Origin of the sequence: Streptomyces cavernae (genome assembly GCF_004023625.1) — a bacterium.
Lineage (GTDB): Bacteria > Actinomycetota > Actinomycetes > Streptomycetales > Streptomycetaceae > Streptomyces > Streptomyces cavernae.
This window is the reverse complement of sequence record NZ_RPDJ01000007.1, coordinates 88,154-112,826: the sequence shown is the minus strand read 5'-3', so window position 1 is coordinate 112,826 and position 24,673 is coordinate 88,154. Positions and strand designations below refer to the sequence as shown.

Sequence of the window (24,673 nt, the reverse complement as noted above, 5' to 3'; positions counted from 1 at the left end):
ATGACCGAGACCAAGACCCCAGCAACGCCCGAGACCCCCAAGACGCCCACGGCAACCACCGAACGGGGCCTCATACCCCTGCCCGCCAACGCCGCCCGCGCCCTCACACTCATCGGCGGCGCGGCGACCGCGGCCTCCGCCTTCCTCGCCTGGACCTGGACCGCCGAATTCCCCGGCGACCTCACCGTCTACGGCTACCCCGGCGGCCTGCAGTGGCTCACCTTCACCGGCGGCATCCTCATCGTCCTCTTCGCCCTCGCCGGCTACGGCGTACGCGGCCTGCGCTGGCTCACCCCCGCAGGCAACAACGCCCCCCTCGCCCTGACAGCCCTCGGCGCCCTCGGCACCACCTGGTTCACCGTCATCGCGATAGCCGCCAAGCTCGGCGGACTCGTCAACCTCGAACCAGGCGGATACATCGCCGCCATCGCCTCCCTGCTGCCCGTCATCGGCGCCTTCGCACTACCCGAACCCACCGGCGACACCACCAAGGAAACCCTCCGCCACTACACCGCCAAAGCGGAGAAGATCCCCGCCGCAACCCCCACCACACCCTGGCAGCAGCGTCTCATCATCACCGCCGTCACCATCGTCGGCCTCATCACCTTCACCTACGGCATCGACACCGCGTACGGCGAACTCTTCATCGGCTACCTGATCCTCGTGGTCTTCGCCGTCTGGGCCCTGCACACCGCCGGACTCCTCGACAGGTTCTCCCACCTCGTCACCGGCAACCGCAGCTTCACCCTCGCCATGGGCTTCCTCGCCGCCATCGCCTTCCCCTTCACCCAGACCGACGACCACTACGCCAACATCGGCGTCAACATCCTGATCTTCGGGACCGTCGCCCTCGGCCTCAACATCGTCGTCGGCCTCGCCGGCCTACTCGACCTTGGATACGTCGCCTTCCTCGGCGTCGGCGCCTACACCGCCGCCCTCGTCTCCGGCTCCGAGTTCTCCACCATCTCCGGCGTCCAATTCCCGTTCTGGGCCTCCGCCCTCACCGGCGCCGCCGCATCACTCATCTTCGGCGTCCTCATCGGCGCCCCCACCCTGCGACTGCGCGGCGACTACCTCGCCATCGTCACCCTCGGCTTCGGAGAAATCTTCCGCATCGCCGTCAACAACATGGACGGCGACTCCGGACCCGACATCACCAACGGCCCCAACGGCATCCCCTCCATCCCCGACCTCGACTTCTTCGGATTCAACTTCGGGGAATCCCACGACATCGCCGGCTTCACCATCGGCCGATTCGCCAACTACTACCTGCTGATGGTCCTCGTCATGGCCATCGTCGTCCTCGTCTACACCCGCGCCGCCGACTCCCGCATCGGCCGCTCCTGGATCGCCATCCGCGAAGACGAAACCGCCGCCACCGCCATGGGCATCAACGGCTTCAACGTCAAACTCATCGCCTTCGCCCTCGGCGCCTCACTCGCCGGCCTCGCCGGCACCGTCAGCGCCCACGTCACCTACAGCGTCGTCCCCAACCCCTACCAGTTCGCCGGCTCCACCCCGCCCAACTCGGCCTTCCTCCTGGCCGCCGTCGTCCTCGGCGGCATGGGCACCGTCGCCGGACCCCTCCTCGGCGCCGCACTCCTCTACCTCCTCCCGGAAAAGCTCGTCTTCCTCCAGGACAAATCACTCCTCGCCTTCGGCATCGCACTCATCCTCCTCATGCGCTTCCGCCCCGAAGGCATCATCGCCAACCGCCGCCGCCAACTCGAATTCCACGAGACCGGCCAACTCGACGTACCAGACACAGAAACACTCGCCGACGAACCGGCCGTCACCAAGGCGGGGGCGTAACCGACATGACCACACCAGTACTCGAAGCCCGCGCCGTCACCATGCGCTTCGGCGGCCTCACCGCCGTACGCTCCGTCGACTTCACCGTCAACACCGGAGAAATCGTCGGCCTCATCGGACCCAACGGCGCCGGAAAGACAACCTTCTTCAACTGCCTCACCGGCCTCTACGTGCCCACCGAAGGCACCGTCTCCTACAAGGGCACCGTCCTGCCGCCCAAGCCCCACCTCGTCACCAAGGCAGGAATCGCCCGCACCTTCCAGAACATCCGGCTCTTCGCCAACATGACCGTTCTGGAAAACGTCCTCGTCGGCCGCCACACCCGCACCAAAGAAGGCCTCTGGTCCGCCCTGCTGCGCGGCCCCGGCTTCAAGAAGGCGGAAAAAGCCTCCGAGGAACGCGCCATGGAACTCCTCGAGTTCATCGGCCTCGCCCACAAGCGCGACCACCTCGCCCGCAACCTGCCCTACGGCGAACAGCGCAAGCTCGAAATCGCCCGGGCACTCGCCAGCGAACCCGGCCTGCTCCTCCTCGACGAGCCCACCGCCGGCATGAACCCCCAGGAAACCCGCGCCACCGAAGAACTCGTCTTCGCCATCCGCGACAAGGGCATCGCCGTCCTCCTCATCGAGCACGACATGCGCTTCGTCTTCAACCTCAGCGACCGCGTCGCCTGCCTCGTCCAAGGCGAAAAACTCGTCGAAGGAACCTCCGAGGTCGTCCAGAGCGACGAACGCGTCATCGCCGCATACCTCGGAACCCCCTTCGAGGGCGCACCCGGAGAAGAGGAAGCCGCCGAAGTAGCAGCCGCCGAAGCCCACGCCGAAGCGGCCCCCAGCACCAAGGGAGACACCCAGTGACCGCACTCCTCGAGGTCGAGGACCTCCGGGTGGCCTACGGCAAAATCGAAGCCGTCAAAGGCATCTCCTTCAGCGTCGAAGCAGGCCAGGTAGTCACCCTCATCGGCACCAACGGCGCCGGCAAGACCACTACCCTGCGCACACTCTCCGGCCTCCTCAAGCCCACCTCGGGCCGCATCACCTTCGACGGCAAACCCCTCACCGGCGTACCCGCCCACAAGATCGTCGCCCTCGGACTCGCCCACTCCCCCGAAGGCCGACACATCTTCCCCCGGCTAACCATCGCCGAAAACCTCCAACTCGGTGCCTTCCTCCGCAGCGACAAAGAAGGCATCGAAAAGGACATCCAGCGCGCCTACGACCTCTTCCCCATCCTCGGAGAACGCAGGAAGCAGGCCGCCGGAACCCTCTCCGGCGGAGAACAGCAGATGCTCGCCATGGGACGCGCCCTCATGTCCCAGCCCAAACTCCTCATGCTCGACGAACCCTCCATGGGCCTCTCACCGATCATGATGCAGAAAATCATGGCGACCATCTCCGAACTGAAGGCCCAGGGCACCACCATCCTGCTCGTCGAGCAGAACGCCCAAGCAGCCCTCTCCCTCGCCGACCAGGGCCACGTCATGGAAATCGGCAAGGTCGTCCTCTCCGGCACCGGAGAAGACCTCCTCCACGACGAATCCGTACGCAAGGCATACCTGGGCGAGGACTGACCCCTCGGCATCCCAGCCACACGACGAGGCCCGCGCCCCCTTACCGGGGACGCGGGCCTCGTTCTCGTACTACGAGTTCGTTCTGCGAGCGCTCAACCGCCCTTCGCGGCCTTCTTCTCATCCGCGTCCTGAATAACCGCCTCAGCCACCTGCTGCATCGACATACGACGATCCATCGACGTCTTCTGAATCCACCGGAACGCCGCCGGCTCCGACAACCCGTACTCCGTCTGCAAAATCGACTTCGCCCGATCCACCAGCTTCCGCGTCTCCAACCGCTGCGTGAGATCCGCGACCTCCTGCTCCAACTGCTTGAGCTCCGTGAACCGCGACACCGCCATCTCGATCGCGGGCACGACATCGCTCTTGCTGAAAGGCTTCACGAGATACGCCATCGCACCAGCGTCGCGAGCCCTCTCGACGAGATCACGCTGCGAGAACGCCGTCAGCATCAGGACAGGCGCGATGGACTCCTCCGCGATCTTCTCCGCCGCGGAGATACCGTCCATCTTCGGCATCTTCACATCCAGGATCACCAGATCCGGCCGGTGCTCACGAGCCAGCTCCACGGCCTGCTCCCCGTCACCGGCCTCACCCACGACGGTGTAGCCCTCCTCCTCCAGCATCTCTTTCAGATCGAGCCGGATGAGCGCCTCGTCCTCGGCGATGACGACACGGGTGGTCAGAGGGGGCACGTGCGACTTGTCGTCGTCGGCGACGGGTTCAGGCGACTCGGGGGCGGTCACTCGGGGCTCCTTGCTGCGGGGCAGACGGGTACTGCTGACAAGAGCGTACCTAGCTGCGGTATGGTGGTCAGGCAGCGGGTCGAGGTAAACCTTCGATTCACTGGGCCCCGGTAGCCCAATTGGCAGCAGGCAATGGATTCAAAACCCATACAGTGTCGGTTCGAGTCCGACCCGGGGCACTTATCCTTAGATTCCAAGGTCACGTTTCGTAAGCGGAGGCCCACATTCTCGTGAACCTCCGCTTTTTTGCTGCACTCAGTCACGATCAGTGACCCAGAGTGGCACACGTGAACTATCACGGAGCGGAAGTTCGGCAACAAGCACTCACGCTGCTGCGCGACGGGGCCCGCAACACGGATGTGGCCCGACAGCTAAGCGTGCCGCTCGGGACGATCAGCTACTGGAAGCACACGGACCGAGTGAAGCGCGGCGAACCGGTGACGACTCCCCCATCGCTGCTCTGCCCACGATGTGACAGCCGCCCATTGGACGAGAACGCATACAGCTACCTGCTCGGCCTCTACCTCGGCGATGGCCACATCAGCCACTACGCCAAGCACCGAGTGCCGAGCCTCATGATCACGCTCGACGACGCGTGGCCCGGCATCCAAGGAAAAGCAGAGAAGGCCTTGCGCGTAGTCTTCCCGCACAACGCCACATGTCGGGTCCGCGTGGGCGGCGCCCACAATGTCAAGGTGTACTTCAAGCACCTCAACTGCCTATTCCCTCAACACGGCCCCGGCAAAAAGCACGAACGCAAGATCGCCCTCGAACCCTGGCAACAGGAAATCGTCGACGCCCACCCCTGGGAATTCGTCCGCGGTCTCATCCACTCCGACGGTTGCCGCATCACCAACTGGACAACGCGGCTCGTCGCCGGAGAGTGCAAACGCTACGAATATCCCAGGTACTTCTTCACCAACGTCTCCGACGACATTCGCCGCCTTTACACGGACACTCTCGACAAACTCGGCGTGGAGTGGACGTACTGCAAGCGCAACGGAAACCCGTTCAACGTCTCCGTAGCCCGAAAAGCCTCAGTAGCCCTCATGGACGCCCACGTAGGCCCCAAGTACTGACTGACCCGCGGCACCGCCCCTACTACTTGGGGCTGTCGTCCTCCCCCACGTGGTGGACGCGGACCATGTTCGTCCCGCCGGACACCCCGGGCGGAGAGCCCGCCGTGATGACGACGATGTCTCCCTTGTCGCAGCGGCCGATCCTCAGGAGTTGTTCGTCGACCTGGGTCACCATCGCGTCCGTCGCGGCCACGGCCGGGCCGAGGAAGGCTTCCACGCCCCAGGTGAGGTTCAGCTGCGCCCGGGTCGCGGGGTCGGGGGTGAAGGCGAGGACGGGGATCGGGGAGCGGTAGCGGGAGAGGCGGCGGGCGGTGTCGCCGGACTGGGTGAAGGCGACGAGGAACTTCGCGTCGAGGAAGTCGCCGATCTCTGCGGCGGCGCGGGCGACGGAGCCGCCCTGGGTGCGGGGCTTGTTCGACTCGGTGAGCTGCGGGAGCCCCTTGGCGAGGAGGTCCTCCTCCGCCGCCTCGACGATGCGGGACATCGTCTTCACGGTGCCGATGGGGTGCGCCCCGACGCTGGTCTCGCCGGAGAGCATCACGGCGTCCGTGCCGTCGATGATCGCGTTGGCGACGTCGGAGGCTTCGGCTCGGGTGGGCCGGGAGTTGTCGATCATCGAGTCGAGCATCTGGGTGGCGACGATGACCGGTTTGGCGTTGCGTTTGGCGAGTTTGATGGCGCGTTTTTGGACCATCGGGACCTGCTCGAGGGGCATTTCGACGCCGAGGTCGCCGCGGGCGACCATGATGCCGTCGAAGGCGGCGACGATGTTCTCGAGGTTGTCGACGGCCTGAGGTTTCTCGATCTTGGCGATGACAGGGAGCCGGCGGTTTTCTTCGCGCATGATGCGGTGAACGTCGTCGATGTCGTGTCCGCTGCGGACGAAGGAGAGGGCGATGATGTCGAGTCCGTGGCGCAGGGCCCAGCGGAGGTCGGCTTCGTCCTTGTCGGAGAGGGCGGGGACGGAGACGGCGACTCCGGGGAGGTTGAGGCCCTTGTGGTCGGAGATGAGCCCGCCTTCGACGACGGTGGTGTGGACGCGGGGGCCGTCGACGCCGGTGACCTGGAGGCAGACTTTGCCGTCGTCCACGAGGATGCGTTCACCGGGTGTGACGTCGGTGGCGAGTCCGGCGTAGGTGGTTCCGCAGGTGTGGCGGTCGCCTTTGGTGTTTTCTTCGACGGTGATGGTGAAGGTGTCTCCGCGTTCAAGGAGTACGGGTCCTTCGGTGAAGCTGCCGAGGCGGATCTTCGGGCCTTGAAGGTCGGCGAGGATGCCGACGTTGCGGCCGAGCTCTTCGGCGGCTTTTCGTACACGGTGGTAGCGCTCCTCGTGCTCGGCGTGGGTGCCGTGGCTGAGGTTGAGGCGGGCTACGTCCATTCCGGCTTCGACCAGGGCTTTGATCTGGTCGTAGGAGTCGGTGGCGGGCCCTAGAGTGCAGACGATCTTTGCTCGGCGCATGTTTCGAGCGTATGCCTTACCGGCGGGTAAGGATTTCGTTGGGCGTGTCTACTCAACAACGCTTGGGTGAAGGATTGCCGACAACCGTTGAATTGTGCGAGCGGTTGCTCCGATGAGCATTTCGGTGGTCTCAGCGAAACAGGTGAGCGGAATTGTTCACAGTTGTGGCGGGGTCATGATGAAGTGCGCTTCGACCTGGGCCGTCACGATCTGTCGCACGGGTTCGAGATCGACGGCGTCGACGGTTTCGGCGGCATAGTCCTCCATTGCGCCGTGGCGGGCCATTTGCGGGCTGAGGCCGCGGGTTGTGCGGGGGGCGGGGCCGGTCAGGCCGGTGTCGGAGAGTTCGACGAGGGCGACAAGGCCGGCGCCGAGGGCTTCGGCGTATTCGCGGGCGCGCTGGACGGCTTCGTGGACGGCTGTGCGGCGGGATTCGCGGTAGGCGGGTGAGTCCGGGCGCAGGGTCCACCAGGGGCCGCTGACGCTGGTGAGGTCGAGGTCGGCGAGTCGGGTGGTGAGTTCTCCGAGTGCGGTGAAGTCGGTGAGTTCGGCGGTGGTGTGGACGCGGCCGTGGTAGGCGCGGATGCGTTCGCGGCGGCCGTGTTCGGTGAGTTCGGGGGTGATCGAGAGGGCGCCGGTTTCTACGCGTTCTACGGCGTCTCCGTAGCTTTTGACGAGGTCGAGTACGGCGGTGTTGCGGCGGGTGAGGTCGTTCAGGGTGTCGCGGCGGTCGGTGCCGCGGGCGCTGACGGTGATGCCGATGCGGGCGATTTCGGGGTCGACTTCGAGGTGGGCTTCTCCGCGGACTGCTACGCGCGGGGCGTTGGGGGTGCCGTGGGGGTGGGTGGGTTGTTCGTCCATGGGTGGTTGTCCTTGCTTCTGGCGGTCCGTTGGGTGGTGGGCCTTTGACTGGCGGCCCCTTGGCCGGCGGTGCTTCGGATGGTGGCCGTCGGGGTGCTGGTCCCTTGGGTGGTGGTTCCGCCTGTTGCGGTCGTCTATTTCCACTGTGGCAGTTCGGGGAGGGCCTGGGCCGTAGCTCGCGGTGGTCATCATTTTGAAACCTGGCAGGTCTGTTGCGCCGGGTCATGTACGGGTCAGAATCTACGCGCGTCATGACCATGTTCCACCTGAGGAGTTGCGACAAAAATGCCCTTGAACCGCCGGAAGTTCCTCAAGAAGTCCGCTGTGACGGGGGCGGGCGTCGCGCTCGCCACCGGGGTCGGTACTCCTGCGGCCCAGGCCCAGACGGGGCAGCAGGCGGGGGGTGCGGCCGTGGGGAGGAAGCCTGTGCGGCGGTATGCGTTGACCGTGATGGGCACGACGGATCTGCACGGGCACGTCTTCAACTGGGACTACTTCAAGGACGCGGAGTACTCCGACAAGGCGGGCAACGCGCAGGGGCTGGCGCGGATTTCGACCCTGGTCGACCAGGTCCGTGCGGAGAAGGGGCGGTGCAACACGCTGCTGCTGGACGCGGGTGACACTATCCAGGGGACGCCGCTGACGTACTACTACGCGAAGGTCGATCCGATCACCGCGAAGGGTGGTCCGGTGCATCCGATGGCGCAGGCGATGAATGCCATCGGGTACGACGCGGTGGCGCTGGGGAACCACGAGTTCAACTACGGGATCGAGACGCTGCGGAAGTTCGAGTCGCAGTGCCGTTTTCCGTTGCTGGGTGCGAACGCGTTGGACGCGAAGACGTTGAAGCCGGCGTTCCCTCCGTACTTCATGAAGAAGTTCCAGGTGCCGGGTGCGCCGCCGGTCAAGGTTGCGGTTCTCGGGTTGACGAATCCTGGGATCGCGATCTGGGACAAGGCTTATGTGCAGGGGAAGTTGACGTTCCCGGGGTTGGAGGAGCAGGCGGCGAAGTGGGTGCCGAAGCTGCGGTCGATGGGTGCGGACGTGGTGGTCGTGTCGGCGCACAGTGGGTCGTCGGGGACGTCGTCGTACGGGGATCAGTTGCCGCATGTGGAGAATGCGGCGGCGAACGTGGCGAGGCAGGTGCCGGGGATCGACGCGATTCTCGTCGGGCACGCGCATGTGGAGATTCCGGAGTTGAAGGTCGTCAATGAGCAGACGGGGAAGACGGTGGTGTTGTCGGAGCCGCTGTGTTTCGCGGAGCGGTTGACGCTGTTCGACTTCGAGCTGGTGTTGGAGAAGGGGCGGTGGGAGGTCGAGTCCGTGAAGGCCTCGTTGCTCAACTCCAACGCCGTCGCCGACGACCCGAAGATCACCAGGTTGCTGGCGGATGAGCACGCTGCGGTGGTGAAGTACGTGAACCAGGTGGTGGGTACGGCGACGGAGGCTTTGACGACGGTCGAGGCGCGGTTCAAGGACGCTCCGATCATCGATCTGATCACCAGGGTCCAGGAGGACGTGGTGCGGGCGGCGTTGGCGGGTACGGAGTATGTGTCGCTGCCGGTGATCGCGCAGGCGTCGCCGTTCTCGCGGACGTCGGAGATTCCGGCGGGGGATGTGACGATCCGGGATCTGTCGAGCCTGTATGTGTATGACAACACGCTGGTGGCGAAGGTGATGACGGGTGCGCAGGTGCGGGCGTACCTGGAGTATTCGGCGGAGTATTTCGTGCGGACGGCGGCGGGTGCGGCGGTCGATGTGGAGAAGCTGACCAATGCTGGGGGTCGGCCGGACTACAACTACGACTATGTGTCGGGTGTGGGGTACGACATCGACATCGCGGAGCCGGCGGGTTCGCGGATCAAGAATCTGACGTTCGAGGGTGTGGCGCTGGAGGATGCGCAGCGTTTCGTGTTCGCGGTGAACAATTACCGGGCGAATGGTGGCGGTGCGTTCCCGCATGTGGCGTCGGCGCCGGAGGTGTGGGCGGAGTCGACGGAGATCCGGACGCGTATCGCTGAGTGGGTGACGGCGAAGGGTGTGCTGGATCCGAAGGATTTCGCGTCGGTGGGCTGGCGGCTGACGCGGGAGGGTACGCCGGTGTTCTAGTGCCGGTGGTTGTCCGGCAGTTCGGTACTTCGGCAGTTCGGTAGTTCGGTAGTTCGGTAGTTCGGTAGTTCGTAGGGTGCGGGAGCCTCAGGTCCCGTCCACCAGGGGTGTCAGGACGGGTGCCTGGCGGGTGGACGGGATCCGAGGCTTTTGTTGTTGGAGGCCGAAGGTGGTGAAGGCGGTGCGTTGTGGGAGGGGGTAGGGCTCTTTGTCGGTGAGGGTGTTGAGGATGGTTGCGCTGCGCCAGGCGGCGAGGCCGAGGTCTGGGGTGCCGACGCCGTGGGTGTGGAGTTCGGCGTTCTGGACGTAGACGGTGCCGGTGACGGCTGGGTCGAGGTGGAGGCGGTGGTGGTCGTCGATGCCGGGGCGGCCGGAGCTGTCGCGGTGGAGGTGGGGGTCGAGTCCGGCGAGGAGGTGGTCGAGGGGGCGTTCGCGGTAGCCGGTGGCGAGGACGACGGCGTCGGTGGCGAGGCGGGAGCGGGTGCCCTGCTGGATGTGTTCCAGGTGGAGTTCGATCTTGGTGATGGCGATGCGTCCGGCGGTGCGGACGTTGACGCCGGGGGTGAGGACGGCGTCGGGCCAGCCGCCGTGGAGGGTGCGGCGGTAGAGCTCGTCGTGGATGGCGGCGATGGTGTGGGTGTCGATGCCGCGGTGGAGTTGCCATTGGGCGGGGACGAGGCGGTCGCGGACGGGTTCGGGGAGGGCGTGGAAGTAGTGGGTGTAGTCGGGGGTGAAGTGTTCGAGGCCGAGCTTGGAGTACTCCATGGGGGCGAAGGCTTCGGTGCGGGCGAGCCAGTGGAGTCCTTCGTGGCCGTGGGGTCGGTGTTTGAGGAGGTCGAGGAAGACTTCGGCGCCGGATTGTCCTGAGCCGACGACGGTGATGTGGCCTGCGGTGAGGAGGCGGTCGCGGTGCTGGAGGTAGTCGGCGGCGTGGATGACGGGTGCGCCGGGGCCGTCGACGAGGGGTTTGAGGGGGTCGGGGATGTAGGGGGCGGTGCCGATGCCGAGGACGACGTTCTTGGTGTGGGTGCGGAGGGCGGCGGTGGCTTCGCCGTTGGTGTCGAGTTGGGTGCAGTCGACTTCGAACAGGGCGCGGTCGGTGTTCCAGCGGACGGCGTCGACGCGGTGCCCGAACTTGAGGGCGGGGAGGTTTTCGCTGACCCAGCGGCAGTAGGCGTCGTATTCGGCGCGTTGGATGTGGAAGTGCTCGGCGAAGTAGAAGGGGAAGAGGCGTTCGCGGCTGCGGAGGTAGTTGAGGAAGGTCCAGGGGCTGGTGGGGTCGGCGAGGGTGACGAGGTCGGCGAGAAAGGGGACTTGGAGCGTGGCGCCGTCGACGAGGAGGCCGGGGTGCCAGTGGAAGGCGGGGCGTTGGTCGTAGAAGACGGTGTCGAGTTCGATGAGGGGGTGGGCGAGGGCGGCGAGGGAGAGGTTGAAGGGGCCGATGCCGATGCCGACGAGGTCGCGGATGGTGGTGGGCTCGTGGGGTGCGGGGCTCATCGGGGGGTGTGTCCTTCCACGAGTTCGAGCAGGGTGGCGAGGTCGTCGGGCCGCGTGTGGGGGTTGAGGAGGGTGGCTTTGAGCCAGAGCCGGTCGTCGAGGTGGGCGCGGCCGAGGACGGCGTGGCCTTCTTCGAGGAGGGTTCTGCGTATGCGGGCCACGGTGGTGTCGGGGGTGTTGGTTGGCCTGAACAGGACGGTGCTGATGGTGGGTGTTGAGTGAAGTTCGAGGCGGGGGTGGGCGGTGATGAGGTCGGCGAGGGTTTGGGCGTGGGCGCAGACCTGGTCGACGAGGGTGCCGAGGCCGGTGCGGCCGAGTGCTTTGAGGGTGACTGCGATTTTGAGGATGTCGGGGCGGCGGGTGGTGCGCAGGGAGCGGCCGAGTAGGTCGGGGTGGCCGGCTTCGGTGTCGTCTTGGGCGTTGAGGTAGTCGGCGCGGTGGTGGAGGGCGGCGGTCTCGTCGGGGTGGCGGATGGCGAGGAGTCCGGCGGCGGCTGGTTGCCAGCCGAGTTTGTGCAGGTCGAGGGTGACGGTGTGGGCGTGGGTGATGCCGTGGAGCAGGGGGCGGTGGTGGTCGCTGAAGAGGAGGCCTCCGCCGTAGGCGGCGTCGATGTGGAGGCGGGCGTTGTGGGCTTGGCAGACGGCGGCGATGTCGGGGAGGGGGTCGATGAGTCCGGCGTCGGTGGTGCCTGCGGTGGCGGCCACGAGTAGGGGGCCGTGCAGGGTGGTGAGGGCTTGGTGGAGGGCGGCCGGGTCGAGGGTGCCGGTGGGGGCGGGTAGGACGACGGGTTGGGGCAGTGCGAGGAGCCAGGCGGCGCGGTGCAGTGAGTGGTGGGCGGCTGCTCCGCACACGAGTTGGGCGGGGCCGGTGAGTTCGCGGGCGAGGAGGAGGGCGAGCTGGTTGGACTCGGTGCCGCCGGTGGTGACGAGGGCGGCGGCCTGTGTGCCGTAGACCTCGTGTGCGAGGGCGTCGGTGACGAGTGTTTCGAGTTCCGATGCGGCGGGGGCCTGGTCCCAGGAGTCGAGGGAGGGGTTGAGGGCGGACGCGGCCAGGTCTGCGGCGGTGGCGACGGCGAGGGGTGGGCAGTGGAGGTGGCCTGCGCACAGGGGGTGGGCGGGGTCGGCGGCGCCTTCTGTGAGGGCTTGGACGAGGGTGGTGAGTGCGGCGGTGGCTCCGGTGCCGTGCTGGGGCAGGACGTCGCCGATGGTCTCGTGCAGCCGTTGGGCGACGGCGGCGGGTCCTCCGGCGGGCAGGGGTCGGCCTCGTGTGGCGGTGCCGCGGGCGAGGGAGTCGAGCACGGTGGTGGTGAGCGGCCGCAGGGCGTGGGGGCCTTCGGCTCCTGAGGCGAGCGGCGGCAGGCTCATGGTGTTGTCCTTCGGGGCGCACGGCGGGGGAATCCAGCTTGTACGGTAATCGGGCGCCACGCCCGAAAAGCGCGCAGATTCCCCCCTCGGGGGGAATCTGCGCGCTTCGCTGGTTGTGCCGTGCGTCCGCTGCGGTGCGTCGCTGCCGTGCGTCCGCTCCGGTGCGTTGTTGCCGTGCGCCCGCAGGCACTTCGGCGTGCGTCCGCTGCCGGCGTCCGCTGCGGTGCGTCCGTGGCCGGGCGTCCGTGGCCATGCGTGCGTAGCCGTTGCGCCCGTTGCCGGGCGTTCGTAGCCGTGCGCCCGTTGCCGGGCGTTCCTAGCCGTGCGCCCGTTTCCGGGTGTCCGTTATGAACGCACGCGCAGCGCCCTGGCGAGGTCGTCGAGCTGGTCGGTGAGTTTGCGGCGCAGGGCCGGGACGAGCTCGCCGGAGTCGAGGCACTGGGTGCCCAGGCGCAGATTGTCCGCGTCGATCGCGTACGCGGGGAAGGCCCAGCGTCCGGCGGCTTCGGCGATGGCGGGGCCGCGGCGGGCGGCGACCGCGGGTGCGTCCTCGTAGTAGCGGGGGACGTACTCCTTCACGAGGTCGGCCTGTTCGGGTTGCCAGAAGCCCTTGGCGGTGGCGGTGAACAGGTAGTTGGAGAGGTCGTCGGAGGCGAACATGGCATCCCAGGCGGCTTGTTTCGCGGCGGGGTCGGGGAGGGCGGCGCGGCAGCGGGCGGCGCCTTCCCGGCCGGTGGCGCTGGGGTCCTGGATGAGCTCGGCTTCGATGACGGCGTCGTCGATGGCGCCGAGGACGGCGAGGCGGCCGAGGATGCGCCAGCGCAGTTCGGGGTCGAGTTCGGGTCCGCCGGGGACGGTGCCTTCGTCGAGCCAGGAGCCGATGGTGTCGGGCTGGGCGGCGGTGTCGATGCGGTGACGTACGGCGGTGAGGCGCAGGCCGGGGTGGGAGCCGTCCTCGGTGCGGCGGATGAGGGCGCGGCACAGGGAGGTGAGGGTGGTGAGGGCGGCGGGCCGGTCCGTGGGGGGCAGGAGGCGGTTGGCGACCTGGTCGGAGGCGAAGTTGAGGACGCCTTGGACGACGGCGAGGTCGGTTTCCTCGGGCAGGTGGGCGGCGGCGGTCTCCAGGTAGGCGGTGGGTTCGAGTTCGCCGTCGCGGACCATGTCACGCAGGGTGTTCCACAGGACCGCGCGGGTGAGGGGTCCGGGGACGCCGGACAGGCCGCGCAGGGTGTTTTCCAGGGATTGTTCGTCGAGGCGGATCTTGGCGTAGGTGAGGTCGTGTTCGTTGGGGACGACGAGGGCGGGCCGGGTGCCGGGGCGGGCGCTGGGGGCGGTGGGGACGTCGGTTTCGTAGCGTTCGCGGAGGATGAGGGCTTCGTCGGGGTCGCGGTCGTAGACGCCGACGCTGATGCGGTGCGGGCGGGTGCCGGTGCGGTCGAGGGTGAGGGTCCACTCACGGGGTTCGGCGGTGACGGAGGCGGTGAGGGTGTCGACTCCGGTGGTGCGCAGCCAGCTCTCGGCCCAGGCGTGGACGTCGCGTTCGGTGGCGGATGCGAGGGAGTCGATGAAGTCGGTGAGGGTGGCGTTGCCGAATTTGTGGCGGGCGAAGTGGGTGTTGATGCCGGCGAGGAATTCCTTTTCGCCGAGCCAGGCGACGAGTTGCCGGAGGGCGGAGGCTCCCTTGGCATAGGAGATACCGTCGAAGTTGAGCATGGCGGAGGCGGTGTCGTTCACCTCCTCGGGGGCGACGGGGTGGGTGGAGGGGCGCTGGTCGGCGTCGTAGCCCCAGGCTTTTCGGGTGATGCCGAAGTCGACCCAGGTGTCCTTGTAGCGGGTGGCTTCGGTGAGGGTCTGGTAGCCCATGTACTCGGCGAAGGACTCGTTGAGCCAGATGTCGTCCCACCAGCGCAGGGTGACGAGGTCGCCGAACCACATGTGGGCCATTTCGTGGGCGATGACCATGGCGCGGGTCTGGCGTTCGGTGTCGGTGACGGCGGAGCGGTAGACGAACTCGTCGCGGAAGGTGACGAGGCCGGGGTTCTCCATGGCGCCGAAGTTGAACTCGGGGACGAACGCCTGGTCGTAGGAGTCGAAGGGGTAGGGCTCTTCGAACTTCTCGTGGTAGCGGTCGTAGCACTGCTGGGTGATCTGGAGGATTTCGTCGACGTCGGTGTCGAGGTGGGGGGCGAGGGAGCGGCGGCAGTGGATGCCGAAGGGCAGGCCCTGGTGTTCGGTGCGGACGGAGTGCCAGGGGCCGGCTGCGACGGCGACGAGGTAGGTGGAGATGGGTGGGGTGGGGGCGGCCTGCCAGGTGCCGTTGCCGGTGTCGGTGGTGAGGGAGTTGGCGAGGACGCTCCAGCCGTCGGGTGCTTTGACGGTGAGTTCGAAGACGGCCTTGAGGTCGGGCTGGTCGAAGGCGGCGAAGACCCGTGGGGCGTCGTCCATGGCGAGTTGGGTGTAGACGTAGGTTTCGCCGTCGGTGGGGTCGGTGAAGCGGTGCATGCCCTCGCCGGTGCTGGAGTAGCGCATGACGGCGTCGATGTGGAGTTCGTGTTCGCCGGCGGTGAGGCCCTTGAGGGGGATTCGGTCGTCGTCGAAGGTGTCGAGGTCGAGGTGGTGTCCGTCCAGGGTGGCGGAGCGCAGTTCGGCCGGCTTGAGCTCGACGAAGGTGTCCGCGTCCGCGTGGGCGGTGAAGCGGATGGTGGTGCGTGAGTCGAAGGTCTCCTCGCCGCGGGTCAGGTCGAGCTCGATCCGGTAGCGGTGGACGTCGAGGAGCCGGGCACGGGTCTGCGCGTCGTCGCGCGTCAGTACGGACATGAGGGCCATGCTGCCTGATGGGCGGCGTGCGGCACAGGGGCGTCCGGCAAGCGTGATGAGGCGTTGATCAGGCGTGCTCGCGGGTTTGGGCGCGCAGTTGGCGTATTTCGTGCTCCATGGCGCGGTAGCGCTGGTGGGTGTCGTAGAGGTAGCGCACTTTGGTGCGCAGGGCCCAGGGGTCGACGGGTTTCATGACGAGGTCGGCGACGCCGAGGTGGAAGGCGGTGGTGGTGAGCTGTGTGTCGGGACCGAATCCGGTGACGAGGATGATCGGGATGTGCTGGGTCTGTTCGAGTCGGCGCATGTAGCGGACGACGTCGAGGCCGCTGACGCCGGGCATGCGGACGTCGAGGAGGAGCAGCCCGACGTGGCCGCGCAGGACCTGTTTGAGGGCGTCGTCGCCGCTGGTGGCGCGGGTGAGCAGATAGCCGAGCGGGGCGAGTGTGCTCTCCAGGGCGTACAGGGTGTCCTCGTGGTCGTCGACGATGAGGATCTTGGTGTCCGAGGGCATGGCCCGACGTCCCCTCGCTTGGCCGGCCGGGCCGTGCCGTGCCGGTGGACGGGTCGGCCGGTGGCGGATCGCTTGGCCGACCGGGTGTGCCGGGCGGCTGTCGGCAGGCGGTGCTCAGCGCAGGATGCCTCAATTTCGCCGGGGAGCCGAGGGGGTGGGCGGGACTTTGGGGTGTGGGTGGGGTTTTCCGGCCCTGGCGGCCCTCCCGCACCCGGTTCCGGCCTGTGGCCGTTGCGAGGATGACCGGCGTGGCCGTCCTCTGCCGTGCCGACCGGGTGCTGCGGCGATGGCCGTCCGGTCGCCGTGCGTCCGGTGCTGCGCGGGTCGCTGGGCGTCCGGTACTGGGTCCGTCGCCGTGCGTCCGGGTGGTGCGCTGCGCGGTCGCTGGGCGACCGGGTGCCGCGCCGGTCGCTGGGCGCCCGGTGCTGCGTCCGTCGCCGTGCGTCCGGGTGCTGCGCTGCGCGGTCGCCGGGCGTCCACGCTGTGCGCGGGTCGCTGTGCGTCCGAGCGCTGTGCCTGTGGCTGTGCGCCGGTCGCTGTGCGTCACCTGCGACGGCGGCGAGGTCGTCGCGCTTGATCTTGGTGACGGCGCGGTGCGGCGGCGCCGCACCGCGCTCGCGCCGCCGTGATCGCCGCGTCCGCTATGACGACCGCGCTGACCGTGGCCGGACCGGACCAGGTCGGACGGACCAGGTCACGGACCGGGTCGGACCGGACCGGACCGGATCGGACCGGACCAGGTCGGACCGGACCGGATCGGACCGGACCAGGTCGGACCGGACCAGGTCGGACCGGGTTGGGCAGAGTCGCGCCGGACCGTGGCCGGGCCGGGCCGGGTGCTCATCGGCACCGGCGACGGGCTGCTGCCGGAGTGTCCAGCCGGACGGCAAGGCTCCGCGGACAGCGCGTGGCGGGGCGGGACACCGCCCGACAATCAGCTCTCCGGGGCGGACTGCCCGCTCTCCGCGCCGTCGGCGATCCGCTCGTGGTGCCTGATCACCTCGGCGATGATGAAGTTCAGGAGTTTCTCGGCGAAGGCCGGGTCCAGCTTGGCGCTCTCGGCGAGTTCGCGGAGGCGGGTGATCTGGCGGGCCTCGCGGGCGGGGTCGGCGGGCGGCAGCCGGTGTGCGGCCTTGAGGTGGCCGACCTGCTGGGTGCACTTGAAGCGTTCGGCGAGCATGTGGACGACGGCGGCGTCGATGTTGTCGATGCTGTCGCGCAGCCGTGCGAGCTCGGCACGGACGGCGGGGTCGACGTCGCCGGTGGGGACGGCCGGGTCGGCGTTGCGGGTGGGGACGGCCGGGTCGGCGTTGCGGGTGGTCATGGCGCCACCCTACGGCGCGCACCACCCCCGCCCCGTCCGCCCCCTCACCGTCTCGCCCGCAGGGGCGGCAGGGTGTCCGCGTGGGTGACCGGGAGGCGATTGCCGTTCCTCGTGCGGGTGCGGGGGCACCGCGCCCTCACTCGCCGTGCGCCCCTTCGATCATCGGCGGGTCGTCGGGGTCCGGTACCTGGTTGCTCCAGCCGCCGGGGACCGCGCGGCCTTGCTGGGCGCGGAAGCGGACCGGGGGCATGCCGACGCGGCGGGTGAACAGGCGGGAGAAGTAGGCGGGGTCGTCGTAGCCGACGCGGCGGGCCACGGCGGCGACGGGGAGTTCGGTGGCGGCGAGGAGTTCCTTGGCTCGGCCGAGGCGGATGCCGAGGAGGTAGTCCTTGGGGCTGCAGCCGGCGCCGCGGCGTACTGCGGAGCGCAGTTCGGCGGGGGTCATGCCGTGCCGGGCGGCGTGTTCGGCGACGGACAGCGGCTGGAACGCGTCGCGGGCGAGGGCCTGGAGGACGGGGTGCCCGTCGGGTGAGGTGTCGGCGCGGGACCGGCGCAGGGCGACGAGGAGTTCGTGGACGGCGGCGCCGGTCTCGACCTCCAGGAGGGGGTTGCCGCGGCGGGCGGCGCGCGCGATGCGGCCGATGGTGGCGCGGGCGGGTCCGGCATCGGAGAGGGGGACGACGGGGCGGTCGGGTTCGATGTACCCGAGTTCGGTGTAGGTGGCGGTGACGGGGCCGGCGAAGACGACGAAGCCCTCGTCCCAGCCGACGTCCGGGTCGGGCCCGTAGTGGTGGGGGACGCCGGGGGTGAGCCAGAGCAGGGCGGGCGCGCTGACGGGGACGCGGCGGCCGTCGCCGCCCTGGAACCAGCCGCCGCCGGAGCTGACGACGACGGCGACGTGGTGGTCGAGGGTGCGCGGTCCGACGACGGGCAGGGGGCCGTACTGCAGGCCGACGCCGAGGCAGACCAGGCCCAGTTTCTGGTGGACCGGTCCGGGAGTGAAGAACCGCATCCACGTGTGGTACATCCGCTCCCCCTTCCCCTCCCCTACGGCTCGGGTCCCCGCCCCTCCCCTACGGCTCGGGTCCCCGGCCCGGCTTCCCTGCTGCTTGGGTCCAACCATCGCCGATCTTTGTCCATGGACTCGGCCGCCGCCAGGGCAAAAGATGGTGCCATGAACGATTTCACGGTGGGGGACACGGATTTTCTGCTGGACGGCCGGCCGGTGCGGCTGCTGTCCGGTGCCTTGCACTACTTCCGGGTGCACGAGGAGCAGTGGGAGCACCGGCTGGGGCTGTTGCGGGCGATGGGTCTCAACTGCGTTGAGACGTACGTTCCGTGGAATCTGCACGAGCCGGCTCCGGGCCGGTACCGGGATGTGGAGGCCCTGGGCCGTTTTCTGGACGCGGCAGGGGACGCCGGATTGTGGGCGATCGTGCGGCCGGGTCCCTACATCTGCGCGGAGTGGGAGAACGGTGGGCTGCCGTACTGGCTGACGGGTGAGTTGGGCACCCGGGTGCGCACCCGGGACGAGACATATCTGGGGCATCTGGACCGCTGGTTCGGGCGGGTGCTGCGTGAGGTCGTGCCGCGGCAGATCGACCGCGGGGGTCCGGTGCTGATGGTGCAGGCGGAGAACGAGTACGGCAGTTACGGTTCGGACCAGGTGTATCTGCGGCACGTGGCGGAGCTGCTGCGCGCGGAGGGCGTGACGGTGCCGCTGTGCACGTCGGACGGCCCGGAGGACCACATGCTCACCGGGGGGTCGATCGACGGGGTGCTGGCCACGGTGAACTTCGGTTCGCAGGCGGCCGCGGCCTTCGAGACGCTGCGCCGTCACCGGCCGTCGGGTCCGTTGATGTGCATGGAGTTCTGGTGCGGCTGGTTCGACCGCTGGGGCGGGGAGCATGTCGTGCGGGACGCCGAGGACGCGGCGCGGGCGCTCAGGGAGATCCTGGAGTGCGGGGCGTCGGTCAATGTGTACATGGCGCACGGCGGTACGAACTTCGCGGGCTGGGCGGGTGCCAACCGCAGTGGTGGCGCGATGCATGACGGTCCGCTGGAGCCGGACACCACCTCCTACGACTACGACGCCCCGATCGACGAACTCGGCCGCCCCACCGCGAAGTTCTGGGCCTTCCGGGAGGTGTTCGCCGAGTACGCGGACGGACCGCTGCCCGATGTGCCGTCGGCGTGGCCCGTTCTGGGGTCGTCCGCCACGGCCTCCCTCACGGCGTGGGCGGACCTGGACGGGGTGCTGGACGCGGTCGGTGACCCGGTGGTGGAGCGGCCGTTGCCGCCCACGTTCGAGGAACTGGGTGTGGAGCGCGGGCTGGTGCACTACAGCGTGGACGTGCCCGGGCCGCGGCAGCCGTATCCGCTGGTCGCGCGGGAGTTGCGGGACATCGCGGTGGTGCACGTGGACGGCGTGCCGGCGGGCGTGCTGACGGAGGACGAGCCGGAGCTGAAGCCGATTCCGGGGCCGGCGCGGGTGGATCTGTGGGTGGAGTCGCTGGGACGGGTCAACTACGGGCCGAGGTCCGGGGAGCCGAAAGGCATCGCCGGGGGTGTGCTGCACGAGCGGCAGTATCTGCACGGGGTGCGGGCCCGGGCGTTGCGTCTGGAGGCGCTGGACGCGCCGGACGCCGTCGACGGGGTGCCGTTCGGGGAGTTGCCGGACGACGGGTCCCGGGGCCTTTACCGGGGGACGGTCGAGGTGCGCGGCGTCGGTGACGCGTCGCTCCAACTGCCGGGCTGGACGCGGGGGTTCGTCTGGGTGAACGGCTTCAACCTGGGGCGGTACTGGTCGGTGGGGCCGCAGCTGTCGCTGTACGTTCCGGGGCCGGTGCTGCGCGAGGGCCTGAACGACGTGTGGGTGCTGGAGTTCGAGGGGGCGGGTGAGGCGCCGGTGCTGTCGGGGCCGGAAAGGTCGTCGTGATCGCGGCGGGGGCGTGACTGCGGCCGTGGGGTGACTGCGGCCGTGGGGTGACTGCGGCCGTGGGGTGACTGCGGCCGTGGGGTGACTGCGGCCGTGGGGTGACTGCGGCCGTAGTCGTGCGGCTTGGCCGCGCAGGGCGGCTGGGCTGCGGGCCGCCAGGGGGTGGTTGCCGCGACCGCCGCCGCTGTCGTCACCGAGCGTGGGCGTCCGTGGCGGACGCCCACGCCGGTCGGGCTTTCGAGATCACCGAGTCCGCGAGGCTCGGGGGACTCGCGGACTCGGTGGGCTGCTGGCGTTGGCCCGGGGGCCCAGTGCGGTGTGCCGGGGTGCCGGGGTGCCGGGGCGGGGTCAGTGCCCGGGGCCAGGGCCGCTGGCTGCCGGCCGCTGGCTGCGGACCGCTGGCTGCGGACCGCTGGGTGTCAGCCCAGGGTGTCAGCCACTGACCGCCGGCCACTGCCCCGCCGCCCGCTGAGCCGCCGGGCCGCCTGGCCGCCTGGCCGCCTGGCTGCCTGTCGGCTGCCTCGCTGCCTGGCCGCTACAGAGTCGCGGCGTAGCGGGCTATGTCGGCCGCGAACGTGGACACCTCGGCGTAGACGCCGGGAGCGTCGGGCCGGGCGCAGCCCTCGCCCCAGCTGACGATGCCGACCTGGATCCAGGCGCCGGCGTTGTCCTTGCGGAACATGGGGCCGCCGGAGTCGCCCTGGCAGGTGTCGACGCCGCCCTGTTCGAAGCCGGCGCAGATCTCCTCGCCCGCGACGAGGCCGCTGTAGCTGCCGCCGGAAGCCTTGCAGGTGGCGTCGTCGACGAACGGCACGGTGGCCTTGAGGAGGTAGCGCTGCTGGGCTCCGCCCTCGCGGGCCGCGCCCCAGCCGGCGACGGTGAAGTCACCGTTGTTGTACTGGGTGGTGGTGGCGATCTTCAGGGTCGGCAGGTTGATGGGCTGGGCGAGCTTGATCAGTGCCCAGTCCTTGCCGGTGCCGTTGTAGCCGGGGGCCTGGAGGACCTTGGTGGAGCGGACCTGGACGCGGCCGGTGGTGGACTGGAGGTCCACGACACCGGCGGTGGCAGTGATGCTGGTGTTGTTTCCGGATCCGCTCACACAGTGGGCGGCGGTGAGCACGATCTGCTGGGTGTAGAGCGCGCCGCCACAGCCCATCGAGAGCCGGACCATGAACGGGAACTCGCCCTGCGCGGCGCGGGTGCCCCCGACGACCGGGGAGGGCGCGGCCTGTGCGCTGATGGGCTGGAGGCTGGCGATGGCGAGGGCGGCGGCACCGACCGCCGCGGCTCTCTTGAGGAAGGAAAACAGCTTGTTCAACGGATTTCCTCTCGTGGGGGGTTGGACCGCTTATGACAGGTACATGCCAAGCCAAACGGCAACGGTCAGCCGGGCGAAGATCCCGTCATGGCGTGCTTGAAGTATGAAGATCTGCCGTCGGGAGCGACAAGGGTCCCTTTCCGGCCATGCCAGGGGGCCAACCAGCGAAAATCGGCGCACATCCACTTACAGTGGAACCCTCTGAGGGGGTGCCGGAGTGGCGGACGGCGGACCGGTCGAGCACGGATTCCCGCATCTGCAGACGGTGCGGGCGGCCATCACCGCGCTCTACAAAAGGCTCTCCTACGACACGATCGCCACCTTCGCCACCAGCGTCACCCCCGTCGACGTCGCCTTCTGTGACACCGACGACCTGCATCTGGGCGCACAGCGGGTGGCCCACGAGATGGTGCGGCACTTCCGGCTGCCGGACGCTCGGATGATCGTCAGCTTCCGCGAGATGACGCACGCGGCCAACGTCGAACTCGCCGCAGGCCCGGAGTACTTCATCGAGCTCAACGATCGCTTCCGCACCCACCGACGGGACATCGGCGCCGCACTGGCGCACGAGGTCATGCACGTCTATCTGCACCGCCTCGACCTGTCGTTTCCCGGCACCCGCGACAACGAGATCCTCACCGACACCGCGACGACCTATCTGGGCGCGGGGTGGCTGCTTCTCGACGCCTACCGCGAGGACGCCACCTCCTCCCAGAAACTCGGCTACCTCACACCCGAGGAGTTCGGCTACGTCCTCGCCAAACGGGCCCTGTTCTTCGGTGAGGACCCCGCACCCTGGTTCACCAGTCCGCAGGCGTACACGGCGTACACGAGGGGGATGACACAGGCCCGCCACGACGAGCAGCAGCCCCCGCTGACCGCGGCCGGCTGGGCGGGCCGCCGCCGCTACGCCAAGGACCGCCGCCACGCCCAGGACCACCACGCACCCGGTCACCCGCAGCCCGGCGTCCCCTACGACTTCACCCCCGCCGGCCGCGAGCCGCTGCGTGTCTCCTTCCCCTGCCCGACCTGCCACCAGCGGATCCGGGTACCGGTGCGCGGACGGGTACGGGCGCGGTGCGCGCTGTGCCGGACGGTCCTGGAATGCGACACCTGACCTCACCTGACCTCACCTATCTCCTGGGCGTCACATAGGGCCAGGTGGCCGCGCGGCTACGTGGCCGGTCGGCCGAGCAGCCACTCGGCGTTCCATGAGAAGTGGCACAGAACACCCCAAACTCCTTTGCCTGTCAGGTCCTTCTCGGGCGAAGGTCGGCATATGAACAGGCAAGAGCCGCCGACGTTGGTCACGGCGGTGTACGCAGGCGACGAGAACGCGGTGCTGCGGCTGCTGCGCGCGGGGGCGAGCCCGGAGTCGGTGGACGAGGACGGCCAGACCGTGCTGTATCTGGCGGCGGTGAGCGACGAACCGGGCATCGTCCGTCTGCTGCTGGCCGCCGGGGCCGCCCCCGACCGGCTCAGCGCGGGCACCGACGCACCGCTGTGCGGAGCCGCGTGCGGCGGGCATCTCGACGTCGTACGGGCTCTGCTGGCGGCCGGGGCGACGCCCGACCTGGAGGAGGGGTTCGGATTCCGGGCGGTGACCTGGGCGGTGCAGCGGGGGAAAGTGGCGGTGCTCGCGGAACTCCTCGCAGCCGGCGCCCAACCCGACCGGCCCGGCCCCAACGGCGAGCCCCCACTGGTCGCGGCCGCTCGCCGCGGCTCCCCCGGCTGTGTCCGCACGCTGCTGGCCCACGGCGCCGGTGCCCGGCGGGAGACCCTGGTGGCGGCGCTGGCGGAGGCGCGCCGCTGGCTGACCCTGGACGTCGGGACGGAACTCAGGGCCGGCCTGGAGGCGGCGTACGGGCCCGGCCACGAGTACGTCACCCGCCGCACCCGGGAAGGCGAGGACGCGGAGACGGTCACGGTGGAACTCCTCCGCGACGGGCGCCTGGCGGCGGGCAACGACCAGCAGACGGGACACGCGGTGATCGTGGCGGAGCTCCAGCAGCGGCTCCGAGGTGAACTCCGGGACGAGCTCGGGGGCCAACTGCAGGGCGGACTACGGGGCGAGTTCGGAGGCCAACCGCGGGGCGAACTGCGGGACGAGCACGGGGACCAACCACGGGGCGAACTGCGGGACGAGCACGGGGACCAACCACGGGACGAACTGCCGGACGAGCACGGGGACCAACCACGGGACGAACTGCCGGACGAGCACGGGGACCAACCACGGGACGAACTGCCGGACGAGCACGGGGACCAACCACGGGACGGACTACGGGATGACCTCGGGGGCGAACTGCGGGACGGACTGCCGGGGCGGTCGGAGAACCCCGGCCCGCCCTACCCCGCTCCGTAGACCGTCCCCGGTTCCCGTGCCTGAGCCAGAAGCTTGAGGACCGCCTCCCCCGCCTCCCCAGGCTCCCAGCGGGCCCCCTTGTCGGCCGTGGGTCCGGGGTGCCAGCCCTCCATGACAGTGAGGCGCCCCGCCTCCACCTCGAAGACCCGCCCCGTCACCCCGGCGCTCGCGCCGGAACCGAGCCAGACGACCAACGGCGAGACGTTCTCCGGTGCCATCGGGTCGAAGCCCTCCGCGGGGGCGGCCATCGTGTCGGCGAAGGTCTTCTCCGTCATCCGGGTACGCGCGGCCGGCGCGATGGCGTTGACCTGCACGCCGTAGCGGCCCAGTTCGGCCGCCGCGACCAGGGTGAGTCCCACGATCCCGGCCTTCGCCGCGCTGTAGTTCCCCTGCCCGACCGATCCGAGGAGCCCGGCCCCACTACTGGTGTTGACGATCCGGGCCGTGGGCGCCCGCCCCGACTTGGCCTCCGCGCGCCAGTGCGCCGCCGCGTGCTTCAGCGGCAGGAAGTGCCCCTTCAGATGGACCCGGACGACATCGTCCCAGGCGTCCTCGTCGAGATTGACCAGCATCCGGTCCCGCAGGAAGCCGGCGTTGTTGACGAGGGTGTCCAGCCGCCCGAACGTCTCCAGCGCGGTGGAGACGAGGTCCGCGGCCCCTTCGGAGGTCGCGACGTCACCCCCGTGCGCGACCGCCTCGCCGCCCGCCGCCCGGATCTCGTCAACGACACGTGCCGCCGGGCTGTCCGGGCCGGGCGTACCGTCGAGGCCGACACCGAGGTCGTTGACAACGACCTTGGCGCCCTCGGCGGCGAACGCCAGGGCATGCGCACGCCCGAGCCCCCGGCCGGCGCCGGTGACGACGACGACCCGGCCCTCGCACAGCAGTGGTGCGCTCATCGCG

General features: G+C 69.1%; 18 protein-coding genes, 1 tRNA gene and 1 pseudogene. 9 read left to right on the top strand and 11 right to left on the bottom strand.

Translation table 11 applies throughout. The features are described from left to right. Genes EF387_RS18955 through EF387_RS18945 form a run of 3 tightly spaced genes read left to right on the top strand, consistent with a single transcriptional unit; the run spans window position 1 to window position 3,385 of the window. Window positions 1-1,812, top strand: a complete 1,812-nt coding sequence (locus tag EF387_RS18955) for a branched-chain amino acid ABC transporter permease (RefSeq protein ID WP_128377758.1) — start codon at window positions 1-3, stop codon at window positions 1,810-1,812. A gap of 5 nt (window positions 1,813-1,817) precedes the next feature. After that, entirely contained in the window at window positions 1,818-2,672 is an 855-nt protein-coding gene (locus EF387_RS18950) for an ABC transporter ATP-binding protein (RefSeq protein ID WP_128377757.1), read from the top strand. Then, complete coding sequence (locus EF387_RS18945) at window positions 2,669-3,385, top strand: ABC transporter ATP-binding protein (RefSeq protein ID WP_128377756.1); 717 nt, start codon at window positions 2,669-2,671, stop codon at window positions 3,383-3,385. Before EF387_RS18950 ends, EF387_RS18945 begins: the two co-directional genes overlap by 4 nt. A 92-nt stretch (window positions 3,386-3,477) precedes the next feature. On the opposite strand, the gene EF387_RS18940 is transcribed toward EF387_RS18945, so the two are convergent. Next, complete coding sequence (locus tag EF387_RS18940; RefSeq protein WP_128377755.1) at window positions 3,478-4,131, bottom strand: ANTAR domain-containing response regulator; 654 nt, start codon at window positions 4,129-4,131, stop codon at window positions 3,478-3,480. A gap of 104 nt (window positions 4,132-4,235) precedes the next feature. On the opposite strand from EF387_RS18940, the gene EF387_RS18935 reads away from it, so the two are divergent. Both EF387_RS18935 and EF387_RS18930 read left to right on the top strand, forming a co-directional pair. Next, window positions 4,236-4,310 (top strand) — tRNA-Leu (locus EF387_RS18935). Window positions 4,311-4,418: 108 nt separating this feature from the next. Next, window positions 4,419-5,210, top strand: a complete 792-nt coding sequence (locus tag EF387_RS18930; RefSeq protein ID WP_128377754.1) for a helix-turn-helix domain-containing protein — start codon at window positions 4,419-4,421, stop codon at window positions 5,208-5,210. Window positions 5,211-5,232: 22 nt separating this feature from the next. Here EF387_RS18930 and pyk read toward each other — a convergent pair whose 3' ends face one another. After that, a complete protein-coding gene (pyk, locus tag EF387_RS18925; RefSeq protein WP_128377753.1) occupies window positions 5,233-6,669 on the bottom strand; it encodes a pyruvate kinase in 1,437 nt (478 codons plus the stop codon). Between the two features lie 156 nt (window positions 6,670-6,825). After that, complete coding sequence (locus EF387_RS18920; protein ID WP_128377752.1) at window positions 6,826-7,530, bottom strand: SIMPL domain-containing protein; 705 nt, start codon at window positions 7,528-7,530, stop codon at window positions 6,826-6,828. A 285-nt stretch (window positions 7,531-7,815) separates the two neighbouring features. On the opposite strand from EF387_RS18920, the gene EF387_RS18910 reads away from it, so the two are divergent. Further along, entirely contained in the window at window positions 7,816-9,639 is a 1,824-nt protein-coding gene (locus EF387_RS18910; protein ID WP_128377750.1) for a bifunctional metallophosphatase/5'-nucleotidase, read from the top strand. An 87-nt stretch (window positions 9,640-9,726) separates the two neighbouring features. Here EF387_RS18910 and EF387_RS18905 read toward each other — a convergent pair whose 3' ends face one another. The 6 genes and pseudogenes from EF387_RS18905 to EF387_RS18880 all read right to left on the bottom strand — a co-directional run bounded on the left by EF387_RS18905 (window position 9,727) and on the right by EF387_RS18880 (window position 18,179). Further along, window positions 9,727-11,136 carry a lysine N(6)-hydroxylase/L-ornithine N(5)-oxygenase family protein gene (locus EF387_RS18905; protein ID WP_128377749.1) on the bottom strand — a complete coding sequence of 470 codons (1,410 nt, stop codon included), beginning with the start codon at window positions 11,134-11,136 and terminating at the stop codon, window positions 9,727-9,729. Beyond that, complete coding sequence (locus EF387_RS18900) at window positions 11,133-12,500, bottom strand: pyridoxal phosphate-dependent decarboxylase family protein (RefSeq protein ID WP_128377748.1); 1,368 nt, start codon at window positions 12,498-12,500, stop codon at window positions 11,133-11,135. Before EF387_RS18900 ends, EF387_RS18905 begins: the two co-directional genes overlap by 4 nt. A gap of 345 nt (window positions 12,501-12,845) precedes the next feature. Next, window positions 12,846-15,326 (bottom strand): aminopeptidase N, encoded by a 2,481-nt coding sequence (gene pepN / locus EF387_RS18895; RefSeq protein ID WP_202918314.1) that lies wholly within the window; start codon window positions 15,324-15,326, stop codon window positions 12,846-12,848. A gap of 64 nt (window positions 15,327-15,390) precedes the next feature. Next, window positions 15,391-15,828, bottom strand: a pseudogene (locus EF387_RS18890) (response regulator); the annotation flags it as partial. 934 nt (window positions 15,829-16,762) lie between these two features. Further along, window positions 16,763-17,152, bottom strand: a complete 390-nt coding sequence (locus EF387_RS18885; protein WP_128377745.1) for a chorismate mutase — start codon at window positions 17,150-17,152, stop codon at window positions 16,763-16,765. Between the two features lie 136 nt (window positions 17,153-17,288). Then, window positions 17,289-18,179 carry a helix-turn-helix domain-containing protein gene (locus EF387_RS18880; RefSeq protein ID WP_128377744.1) on the bottom strand — a complete coding sequence of 297 codons (891 nt, stop codon included), beginning with the start codon at window positions 18,177-18,179 and terminating at the stop codon, window positions 17,289-17,291. A 147-nt stretch (window positions 18,180-18,326) separates the two neighbouring features. Between EF387_RS18880 and EF387_RS18875 the strand changes: the two genes are divergently transcribed. Next, complete coding sequence (locus EF387_RS18875) at window positions 18,327-20,090, top strand: glycoside hydrolase family 35 protein (RefSeq protein WP_128377743.1); 1,764 nt, start codon at window positions 18,327-18,329, stop codon at window positions 20,088-20,090. A 535-nt stretch (window positions 20,091-20,625) separates the two neighbouring features. On the opposite strand, the gene EF387_RS18870 is transcribed toward EF387_RS18875, so the two are convergent. Then, a complete protein-coding gene (locus tag EF387_RS18870; RefSeq protein ID WP_128377742.1) occupies window positions 20,626-21,408 on the bottom strand; it encodes a S1 family peptidase in 783 nt (260 codons plus the stop codon). A gap of 217 nt (window positions 21,409-21,625) precedes the next feature. On the opposite strand from EF387_RS18870, the gene EF387_RS18865 reads away from it, so the two are divergent. After that, window positions 21,626-22,525 (top strand): hypothetical protein, encoded by a 900-nt coding sequence (locus tag EF387_RS18865; RefSeq protein ID WP_128377741.1) that lies wholly within the window; start codon window positions 21,626-21,628, stop codon window positions 22,523-22,525. 162 nt (window positions 22,526-22,687) lie between these two features. Then, a complete protein-coding gene (locus tag EF387_RS18860; RefSeq protein ID WP_202918313.1) occupies window positions 22,688-23,770 on the top strand; it encodes an ankyrin repeat domain-containing protein in 1,083 nt (360 codons plus the stop codon). Here EF387_RS18860 and EF387_RS18855 read toward each other — a convergent pair. After that, on the bottom strand, window positions 23,755-24,669 hold the full coding sequence (locus tag EF387_RS18855) for an SDR family oxidoreductase (protein ID WP_128377740.1): 915 nt from the start codon (window positions 24,667-24,669) through the stop codon (window positions 23,755-23,757). The two genes, EF387_RS18860 and EF387_RS18855, sit on opposite strands and share 16 nt — an antisense overlap. Window positions 24,670-24,673 lie beyond the last annotated feature (4 nt).